10 protein-coding genes and 1 tRNA gene are annotated in these 9571 nt (G+C 67.7%); 3 read left to right on the plus strand and 8 right to left on the minus strand.

Annotated features, from left to right (window positions below; translation table 11 throughout):
- Positions 1-1675: hypothetical protein (locus ACIRA7_RS12570; protein ID WP_396221192.1), on the minus strand; the 1675-nt coding region annotated here is incomplete at its 3' end.
- 303 nt (positions 1676-1978) lie between these two features.
- On the opposite strand from ACIRA7_RS12570, the gene ACIRA7_RS12575 reads away from it, so the two are divergent.
- On the plus strand, positions 1979-2767 hold the full coding sequence (locus tag ACIRA7_RS12575; RefSeq protein ID WP_396221193.1) for a hypothetical protein: 789 nt from the start codon (positions 1979-1981) through the stop codon (positions 2765-2767).
- A 108-nt stretch (positions 2768-2875) separates the two neighbouring features.
- On the opposite strand, the gene ACIRA7_RS12580 is transcribed toward ACIRA7_RS12575, so the two are convergent.
- Positions 2876-2946: transfer RNA gene (locus tag ACIRA7_RS12580), tRNA-Cys, on the minus strand.
- A 315-nt stretch (positions 2947-3261) separates the two neighbouring features.
- On the opposite strand from ACIRA7_RS12580, the gene ACIRA7_RS12585 reads away from it, so the two are divergent.
- Entirely contained in the window at positions 3262-3900 is a 639-nt protein-coding gene (locus ACIRA7_RS12585; protein WP_396221194.1) for an LON peptidase substrate-binding domain-containing protein, read from the plus strand.
- Positions 3901-3907: 7 nt separating this feature from the next.
- On the opposite strand, the gene ACIRA7_RS12590 is transcribed toward ACIRA7_RS12585, so the two are convergent.
- From ACIRA7_RS12590 to ACIRA7_RS12610, 5 genes are all read right to left on the minus strand, one after another.
- Positions 3908-4675, minus strand: a complete 768-nt coding sequence (locus ACIRA7_RS12590; RefSeq protein ID WP_396221195.1) for a hypothetical protein — start codon at positions 4673-4675, stop codon at positions 3908-3910.
- Positions 4672-5595 carry an ABC transporter ATP-binding protein gene (locus ACIRA7_RS12595; RefSeq protein WP_396221196.1) on the minus strand — a complete coding sequence of 308 codons (924 nt, stop codon included), beginning with the start codon at positions 5593-5595 and terminating at the stop codon, positions 4672-4674. The genes ACIRA7_RS12590 and ACIRA7_RS12595 overlap by 4 nt, the downstream gene beginning before the upstream one ends.
- Complete coding sequence (locus ACIRA7_RS12600; RefSeq protein ID WP_396221197.1) at positions 5592-6467, minus strand: hypothetical protein; 876 nt, start codon at positions 6465-6467, stop codon at positions 5592-5594. The genes ACIRA7_RS12595 and ACIRA7_RS12600 overlap by 4 nt, the downstream gene beginning before the upstream one ends.
- Complete coding sequence (locus tag ACIRA7_RS12605) at positions 6464-7351, minus strand: ABC transporter ATP-binding protein (RefSeq protein ID WP_396221198.1); 888 nt, start codon at positions 7349-7351, stop codon at positions 6464-6466. The genes ACIRA7_RS12600 and ACIRA7_RS12605 overlap by 4 nt, the downstream gene beginning before the upstream one ends.
- A 61-nt stretch (positions 7352-7412) precedes the next feature.
- On the minus strand, positions 7413-7898 hold the full coding sequence (locus ACIRA7_RS12610) for a hypothetical protein (RefSeq protein ID WP_396221199.1): 486 nt from the start codon (positions 7896-7898) through the stop codon (positions 7413-7415).
- Positions 7899-8037: 139 nt separating this feature from the next.
- Between ACIRA7_RS12610 and ACIRA7_RS12615 the strand changes: the two genes are divergently transcribed.
- Positions 8038-9267, plus strand: coding sequence for an EAL and HDOD domain-containing protein (locus tag ACIRA7_RS12615; protein ID WP_396221200.1), 1230 nt, complete (start codon positions 8038-8040; stop codon positions 9265-9267).
- A gap of 112 nt (positions 9268-9379) precedes the next feature.
- Here the strand turns inward: ACIRA7_RS12615 and ACIRA7_RS12620 are convergent.
- Positions 9380-9571, minus strand: a 192-nt coding sequence (locus ACIRA7_RS12620; RefSeq protein WP_396221201.1) for a hypothetical protein, incomplete at its 5' end; no start/stop codon positions are given.

Genomic DNA, 9571 nt, shown 5'->3' on the forward strand with positions numbered 1-9571 from the left:
GCCCCTGCGCCCGAGCCGCCAGCATCCGCGTCCCGTCATACGCGCCGGCGCTCCCCTGCAACGACCAGGTGCCGCGTGCGCCACGCGCATCGGCACCCACCCACCCGCCGGTCCCCTGCACCTCGGCGCGCACCCCGGCGATGTCCCACGCCGCGAGCGTGGGCGCAAAACGCCCCGATACCGACGACGCCTGTACCGTCAACGGCCGGTCCTGCTCGTACGCCAGCCGCCAGGTGAACGCACTCGTGGGCCGGCGGCGCCACAGCACACCGATGGCGCGCGTGTCCACCTGCGTGGTGTAATCACTGCCGAACAGCGCCGCCCCCAGCGTGTTCGTGACGCCCGCCCGTTCAGCGAAGGCGAGATCGCGGTAGTCGCGCTCGGCGAACAGCTGAATGAGTGGCGTGCGTCCGAACGCCGGCACCGGACCGATCGCCAGCTGCCCCTTGAGCTGCGCATCGGCAAACCCGTAGCGCACCCGACCACCCACCTGCACACCAAGGCTGCTGCGATGCGACGCGCCAATACCGAGGGCCAGCCCCTCGGTGCGGGAGAAGCGCGCGAGATCACTGATCCCGCGCCCCGTCACCGACGCGGTCGTGGGGCGCGAGAGCATCGCACTGCGGATCGCCGCCTCGGCCTGCACACGAGCGCGCAGCACCTCTTCACTGCTGGCGATCTGGATTTCCGGCGGAAGCACATCGATCACGCGACCGGTGAACGGATACGCCTTGGCCGAGTCACGTGGCACCGCGCTCCACCGCGGCGACAGCATCGTGCTCTGCGCGATGCGCTCATTTACCGTGTAGCCCGAAATCTCCCAGCGACCGCGCACGATGCCGCGCGCTGGGATATCGAACCATGTACTGCCGCGCGACACTTCCACCTCTTGGCGGCGCGGCAGCCAATAGCGTTCGCGCACCAGTCCGTTCTCGAGGGTGACCACCAGCGTTTCGATGCGCTTGTCGATGATCGCCGCGCGCGTGAACGTCATCGACAACCGCACCACCGCACCCGTTTCCCGATCGAGATACACCGAGCCCACCGCCGCCGGCTGCGCCGCATCGCGCGGGCGGAACTTCACTTCATCCACCACGATCTCACGACCGGGAATGCGGATACGCAGCGCACTGCCCATCGCGTACTCATACGTGCGTGGACCGAGCGCGGCCAGCGGGTGCGGCACGTCGCGCACATCCTGCCCGTCACCAAGACGAATACGATCGGGCAGGTTGTCGAGCACCACGCTATAGCGATCGCGATAGTAGCCCACGTCGGCCGGCAGCAGCGTGGTGTCGCGGCGCCCCACCAGTCGCTGCGCACTGCGCCCCGGTTGCCACCAGGCGATCGTCAGCTGCAGCTCCTCGCTCTGCACCACCTTGGGCGGAATGATCACGCCCTCGCCCAGCTGCGCCAGAAAGGCCAGAAAGCCATGCGCGTCGGCGGTGTAGCTCAGCAGCGTGCTGTCGGCGAGCTGTACGCTGCGACGATCGATCGCGCGACGCACCAGCGAATCGGCCAGCGCATCGCGCCAGGCCTGCTCCGCGCGGGCTGGTGCCGACGAGGGCGTTTGTCCCTGCGCCTCGGCCCGATGTCCGAGCGTCGCAAAGGCGAGCACCATGACGGTCAGCGCCGTCAACGCCGGTCGCGCAGACCGCAGTGGATTCGAGGTCACGTCAGGCTTTCCATGGCGTCGGGCAATGTAGCGGGAGGACGGCACGCCCGAACGTCTTCCCGGTCACGTTCGATCGTTGGCGTCCTGTCGCCACAGCGGGAGCTGTCCACGGTTGGAGACAGTGTCGGGGTGCGACCGACCCACCGGCCGATCGTCACGCCGGCCGGCGGATCCGGTGAACGTGTTCTGCCATAAGCACTTGCATAACGAACACGACAGCCGCGCCAGCACATGCCGTCGAGCCCGCCGCGTGGCACCACTGATGCCTCGTACGGCAGTGACTATCACTCTCGGGAGGAGCACATGACGCTGCATCGTTCGATGTTTACTCGTGTCCGTCGCGCGGTCATCACCATGCCGGTGCTGGCCGGGCTCTGCGTGGCCACTTCGCAGGCTGGCGCGCTGCCGGCGCCACAGGGTGATCGCGGGCTTGGCGATCGCGCCCTGTTCACCTGGACCGGCCGCGTGGATCGTGAAGTGCTGATCGTGGTGCGTGGGCGCGACGTGAGCACGCACGGCTTCGACGCCGCACTGCCGAGCCGAACGCGGGTGAACTCGGCCCTGCCTCGCACCGGCGCCGACGTGTTCGTCGTCCTCAACGACGGTCGCGGCGACGTCGATGTCATCGAACAGCCATCCGCCCGGAACGGCTATCAGGCCGTGCTGCGAGTGCGCGACCCGCGCGGCGGCGCCGACGTGTACCGCCTGACGGCCTACGTCGACGACTACGGCGGCGGCCGTGATGGCCGTGGCGTCGGGCGTGGCATCGGGCGCGACAACGACCGGCGCGATCAGGGCGGCTCGCTGAGTTGGAGCGGCCGCGTGGACGACGTGGTCGAGATCCAGCTCTCCGGCCGGCGCGTGGACGCCATCACCCGCAGCGGCAACCGCGTCAGTGACGTGAACACCGACATCCGTGGCCGTGGGCTGCCGAACCGGAACGTGACCCTGTCCATCGATGTGCGGTCAGGGCGCGGCGACATCGCCGTCGTGCAGCAGCCGAGCGCCTGGAACGGCTACACGGCGGTCATCCGGATCTACGATCGCCGCTCGGGCGCCGCGTACTACGACTTCACCGCGTACTGGGACTAGTCCCGGCGGCTCGATCGGGTGGAAATGAAACGGGCGGCTCCCACAGGGAGTCGCCCGCTTCCTCATACTCAGAACCCAGAACTCAAAACTCAGAACTGCAGTCCTCAGAGGCGCCGGTCGGAATCGAACCGACGGTGGGAGATTTGCAGTCTCCTGCCTTACCACTTGGCGACGGCGCCGGACCCGCACTTCGCAGGCAGCAGGGCAATGTATCCACGTCGCCCCGTCAGTGGTAGCAATCCGTGCCGTTCCCGACACGGTTTGATTGACAACCTCGCTCCTCACCAATAGCCTGCCCGCATGAACGCCCCCCGCTCGGGCCAACATCCCCTCCAGCACATGGCCGCGTCGGCGACCGCGGCACCCAGCGTGCACGCGCGGCAGGCGCATCCGGCCGCGCCACGCCTGGATGTCACCAGAGTGCCATACAGACTTGATAGTGCCGTTTTGATGGCGCGCTACTGTGTCGAAAATGACCACCGGAACGGTCCGTCGTGACGGATCTCACGCTGCCCATCTTCCCGCTCGGGGTCGTGCTCTTCCCCGGCACTCGGCTCCCGTTGCACCTCTTCGAACCGCGCTATCGGCAGATGCTCGCTGATGTGCGCGCCAGCGATGGGCGGTTCGGCATCATCGCCGCGATCCCGGGCGTCGCCGAGCGCGACCTGCCGGCCGGACGCATCGGCTGCGTGGCCGAAGTGACCGACGTCGAGATCATGCCCGACGGCCGCGCCAACATCATCGTGACCGGACGCGAACGCTTCGCCCTCACGGCGTTCGTGGAGCACGAGGCCCCGTATCACGTGGCCACCGGCACCATCGTATTGGATGAAGCCGGGGCCTCCCCGGTGGCACTCGCCGTCGCCGCCGACGACGTGATCGCCAGTTTCAAGCGCGTCGTGCAGGCCGTGCGCACACTGAACGACGACACCGACCCACTCCCCGACCTGCCGGAGGACGCCGCCCAGGTGGCGTGGAGCGTCGGGGCCATGATCGATCTCGATCTGCCCAGCCGGTATCGCCTGCTGGCCGAGCGCTCGCCGGCCGCACGACTCACCCAGATCGACCACGTGCTGCGGAAAGCACTCCCGGATCTGGAACTACAAGCGGCGATAAAACAGAGTAAGGAGTAGGTCGCCGTTACCGCTGCATGCGCGGTCGCTGCAGTCGCCGTCCACCCACGTACACCGACAGCACCGCCACCACCACCGCGCCGATCACCGACGCGGCGAGCGACGGGCCATTCTGCAGTACCTGCTCCGACGAATCCGTGAGCGCCGCGGCCACCGCCAGCGTCCACTGACGCACGCTGAGATAGTGCAGCGCGGGAAAGGTCGAACTCAACGCCCCTTCCCAGAACAGCACGTACACGAGGCCGGCCACCAGCGCCCGGCGCGTCAGCAAGGCCAGCGCGGTGAACAGGGCCGCGTAGGTCGCGCCACCGAAGAGCACGGCCACCGTAAACGCCGAGGTGACCTGCTCCGGGTTGCTGCCGTTGGCCGCGATCGCCCCGGTACTCCACACCGCGAACGCCGACAACAGCCCCGTCACGATCGACGCGTACAGCACGCGCACACACACGATCCACCAGCGCGGCGTCGTCGTGGTCACGAGGTACAACAGCGTGCCGTCTTCCGTCTCGGCGCTGAACGCGCTCGTGCCCAGCAACAAGCCGATCAACGGCATGGCGAGCCCGCACACCAGCGTGTCGTAGCGCTGCACCAGAAACACCACCGGATCGCCGCTCAAGCTGCCGCGCGCGGCAAAGGCCAACGCGAAGAGCACCGGCAACAACAGCAATCCGGTCACCCCGGCCACCAGCGTGACGGAGAAGGTGCGCGCCCACGCGAGCCGCACCAGCACGCGCGCCGTGGCCCACGGCGAAATACGACCATATGCCACGCTCATCGCGCCACCAGATAGGCGAACACGTGCTCCAGCGACTCGTCAGTAGGCTGCACTTCCAGCAACGTGATCGACGCCTGCTTCGCGACGACACCCACCTGATGCGCGAACCCGGTGTAGTCCGCCGTTCGAACGACCAAGGCATCGGCCTCGAGATCGACCCCCATCACGGTGGGCGACGACAGCAGCGCCGATGCCAGCGCGCGATCGTTCGTGGAGCGGAGGCGCACGGTGTGCGGCCGGTCGGTCATCATGCGACGCAGCGTCCGATGATCGCCGCTCGCCGCGAGGCGCCCCGACAACATCACCAGAATGCGCGACGCCACGCCTTCGATTTCTTCGAGGATGTGCGAACTGAGCAACACCGCCGTGCCTTCACTCGCGCGTGCCTCCAGCAGGCGCATCATGTGCAGACGCTGCCGCGGATCGAGTCCGTTGAACGGTTCGTCAAGCAACAACAGCGTGGGCTCGTGCACGAGGGCGGCCGCCAGCTTGGTACGCTGTCGCATGCCTTTGCTGAACCCGCCCACCGTGCGGTCGGCCACGGTGTCCATCTCGACCGTGGTCAGGGCGCGCAGCGCGGCCGTCTTCGGATCGCGCAGCCCCAGCAACACCGCGCGCGCTTCCACGAAGGCACGCGCCGACAGCATCGACGGCAGCGCTTCACGCTCCGGCACCAAGGCGACCTTTCGAAAGATCGACGGATGTTCGAGCGGCGACTCGCCGTACACGCGCACCGTTCCGCTGGACGGCGCGAGCAATCCCGCCGCCATCTGCAGCATCGTGCTTTTACCAGCGCCATTCGGACCCAACAGCCCCGTAATGCCGGCCTCGATACGACAAGTCACGTCGTTCACGGCCACCACGTCGCCATACCAATGTGACGCGTGCTCGAACACGAGCGGAGCGGCGCGGTCGCTCATACGCGCACCCGGCGCACACGCCAGAATGTCGCGAGCACGCCGAGCGCGCCAAGCGCCACCGCCAGCAGCGCGAACATCCACAGCGGCGGCGGGGGCACGAGCTCCATCGCGCGATTCTTCTCGCCGAACAGGATCAGCGCCATCGTGTGCAGCGAGCGCAGCGGATCGATGAACCTCGCGACGTCGGCCGAGACGCCGGCCAGATCGTCGAGCCCGATGGACACCGCCGCGGCCACCAGGAACACGCCGATCACCGAGGCGGTGGCGTAGGCGCGCCGCGCCGTCATCGACGCCATCGCCGCGCCAATGGCACCGATCACCCAGGCCGTGAGTGTCGCTTGCAGCAGCACCGGCCCCGCCTTGGTCCCCATCGTGGTGAACGCCGACGCCGGGTCGGCCGCAATCCCGATTTCGCCGACATACAGCAACAGCAGCGGTGCCGCGCACACCACCAGCAACGCACACAACACCGCGGCCAGCCGCGCGCTGGCGTACACATCGCGCGTCACCTCGCGCGTGAGCATCAGCGGCAACACCCGATGCTGTTGATCGTGACTCATCACCTCGGGCGCCTGCGCCGCGGCGAACAGCACGAACAGGATGAGCTGCGACTCGATCAGGTTGCCGTACATGATCGGCAGCTGCCCCTTGGTGGCCGACGACGCGGCCAACGTGGCGAGACAGGGCAGCATCGTGGCCGCCAGCACGAACGCCGGTACCGCCTTCGACTTGAGCGGACGTCCCAGTCCGAACATCGCCCGGAATCCCTGCCCGAACAGCGCCCGCCACGCGCCGCGCACGCCTTCGCGCGCGCCCTCGTAGCGTCGATAGCCGAGGTCGTGGATGGTGGTGTCGGTCGTCGCGTCGCTCACGAGATCGCCCCGGCGAACAGGTCTTCGAGATGCCCACGACGCCGCTCGATGCGCAGCAGCCCTGCGCCGGTCGCGACGGCGACATCGCGCACCGTGTCGTGCGCCGCGAACACGCGCGCCACGCTCTCCGCGTCGTCGCCGCTCGGCAGCTCCACCAGCACGCGCAACCGGTCGCGCTGCACCACCAGCCCATGCGCCAGCAACGCCGCGCAGTAGGCCTCCACGTCGCCGTCCACTTCCACCAGCAACGTGCCCGTTTCACCGGTCAGCGCCCCGAGGCGCTCCGCGCGCACGAGACGTCCGGCGTCGATCAACACCACATGATCGCACACGCGCTCCAGCTCGCCGAGCAAGTGCGACGACACCAACACCGAGATGCCGAACTCGCGGCCCGTGCGCGCAATCAACGCCAGCATCTCGTCGCGGCCGGCCGGATCGAGTCCGTTCGTGGGCTCGTCGAGCACGAGAATGCTCGGATCGTGCACCAGCGCCTGCGCCAGCTTCACCCGCTGCGCCATCCCGGTGGAGTAGCCGCGCATCGGCCGGTAGCGCTCCTCGAACAGCCCCACATGGCGCAGCACTTCGGCCGCGCGTTCACGCGCCGCCGCGGCCGGCAGCCCCGAACATCTGGCCATGAACGACACGAACTCCGCTGCCGTCATCTCCGGGGGCAGACAGTCGTGCTCCGGCATGTAGCCCACCAGCGAGCGGATCGCCCCGCTTTCCCGCTGCACATCATGCCCCAGCACGGTGGCCGATCCACTGGAGGGCTCCAGCAGCCCCAGCAGAATCTTCACCAGCGTGCTCTTCCCAGCCCCGTTCGATCCCACCAGTCCGGTGATCCCCGGCTCGATGGACACGGTCAGGCCGTCGAGCGCCGTCACGTCGCCGAAGCGACGGGTCAGCTCGTGGGCGATGATCAGCGCGATGGCAGCGTCCTCGGAATCAGACGGTGGAGGCGGATGCTGCGTCGGCCGAGGCGGCCGGATCGACGATCGCCGGGAGCGTCACACCGGCCTTCGCCGCCCGCGTCTCCAGCGTCTCGCGATCGAGCAGCCCACGAATCAAGGCGTCGGCGTCGCGATTCTGCAGGTACTTGCCCTTCTCCCACCCTTCCACGATCCCCTTCGGCGTGCCGTAGCACAGCTCCGCGAACTGCGGGATCGTAAGCCCCAGCGATTCCCGCAGCTGCCGGATCGCCTTCGGCGCCAGCAGATCGTGGGCAACCCGGATCTGCTCAGTCGCCGTCTTCTCCGCCACGTCGCGCTGGTCGATGGTCCGGTTCTCGTGTCCGCACTTCTCGCACCGATAGAACTCGCGCGTCACCTCGGTCGCCATGCCGCTGATGCGCATGGTCACCGTTTCCGTCTGCAGCGCGTACCGGCCACCGCAGCCGCGGTGAAGGCTTCCGTCGAGCGTGGTAATGCTCATGTCTGACCGAAGGGAGATGACAGGGCTCACCGGATTCGGCGCGAAGCCCGAATGTGTGCCCGGCGATCAGGTGAATCGTCATATGGTCGCTAAGCGAGTGCTGTCTGCGCCACCCCTGCACCGAGTTCTTCCCCGACCAATGTCAGAATTCTTCCTGGTTCGTCAGCCCATGTTCGGTACCACCGGCGCCCTGCTGGGGTACGAGATCCGCTTCAAGGACACTGCGGAAGGGCAAGGTGGATTTGCCGAGAGCTTCCTGAGCGGCACCTTCGACTTGGTACGGAACCGCCTGCCGGCCTTCGTGGCGTGCACACGGACGCAGTTGGTCGAGGACGTGTTCCACATGGCGGAGCCTGGCTCGGCCATCGTCATGCTCCCCCCCGATCTCGTCGCCGACGACGCGGTGACCGACGCGATCGCCCGATATCGCGCGCACGGGGGCCTGTTCGCCCTCGACGACGTGGGTGAGATCGCCGGCCCGTCGGAGGCGCTGGTGCCGTTCGTCTCCTGGGTGCGCATCGATACCCGCAGCGAGAATGCCGTCACGATCGGCCAGATCTGCGACCGGATCACGCAAGGGACTGGCAAGAATGCCCCCAAGCTGATCGCGACCCAGATCGATGTGCTCGAGCAGTACGAGGTGGTCCTCGGGCTGGGCTTCGACGCGTTTCAGGGCACGTTCTTCAGCCGCCCCGAACCGCTGCCAGCGGCCAACATGCCGCAGTCCACGGTCGCCGCCATGCGACTCATGGGCATGGCCCGTGACGCGAACATCAACGACCGCCAGCTCGAGGATTTCATCTCGACCGATCCGGTCCTGACGTTCCAGCTGCTGCGTCTCGTCAATTCGGCCGGTATCGGCATGCGCGGCGTCAGCTCGATCGGGCAGGCGCTCCGCCTGATCGGCCGCGCCGCGTTCCTCCGCTGGCTCGCCGTCGCCGTCGCCGCCGTCCGGCGGTCGTCGAATGGCGTGGATCAGGAACTGGTGCGTCAGGCCGTGGAACGCGGCCGCCTGCTCGAACAGCTCGAGGGTGGCCCTCGCGACGGTGGAACCCTCTTCCTCGTGGGCCTCTTCTCCCTGCTCGACGGCGTGTTCCGTATGCCGCTGCCCGAGATTCTCTCCCGGGTCGCCCTCAGCACCGAGGCCAACGACGCGCTGCTCGATCGCTGCGGTCCCTACGCCCTCGCGATCAGCTTCGCCGAATCGTACGAACTCGGCCTCTTTGAGAACGCCACCGAACTCGCCAAGGAAATGGGGGTCGACCCGACCAAGATCGGCTCGTACTACACGAACGCCATCAGCTGGACCGCCGAAGCACTCGGCGCGATCCTCGATTCGCAGCCCCCGGCCCACGCCGGTGCACGCTAGGAATGCGAGAAAATGTCGCGATAACGTCTTATTGATGATTTGATAATGTAGAGAGAAACAACGGGCCGTCACGCATCGCGCGTGGCGGCCCGCTGCGTTCCCCGGGGTTCCGTCAGCGCGCCGGCAACGGGGGCAGCGTCTGCACCACCGGCGTATCCGCCGCCGCCTTCGCCGCCTTCGCCGCCTCACTCAACGGCTGCGGCGCGCCCGCCGTGATCGTCAGGCGGATCCGCTCGATTTGCGTGGCCGAGGCATCGAACAGCACCGCCACCAGGTTCCCCGACCAGATCACGTCGCTCGGCAC

This window comes from Gemmatimonas sp. (genome assembly GCF_044376735.1).
GTDB lineage: Bacteria > Gemmatimonadota > Gemmatimonadetes > Gemmatimonadales > Gemmatimonadaceae > Gemmatimonas.

Excerpts from the sequence above, each read along its gene's own strand:
- ACIRA7_RS12610 (WP_396221199.1), bottom strand. The coding sequence starts at position 7,898 with ATGAGCATTACCACGCTCGACGGAAGCCTTCACCGCGGCTGCGGTGGC.
- ACIRA7_RS12615 (WP_396221200.1), top strand. The coding sequence starts at position 8,038 with ATGTCAGAATTCTTCCTGGTTCGTCAGCCCATGTTCGGTACCACCGGC.
- ACIRA7_RS12595 (WP_396221196.1), bottom strand. The coding sequence starts at position 5,595 with ATGAGCGACCGCGCCGCTCCGCTCGTGTTCGAGCACGCGTCACATTGG.
- ACIRA7_RS12575 (WP_396221193.1), top strand. The coding sequence starts at position 1,979 with ATGACGCTGCATCGTTCGATGTTTACTCGTGTCCGTCGCGCGGTCATC.
- ACIRA7_RS12590 (WP_396221195.1), bottom strand. The coding sequence starts at position 4,675 with ATGAGCGTGGCATATGGTCGTATTTCGCCGTGGGCCACGGCGCGCGTG.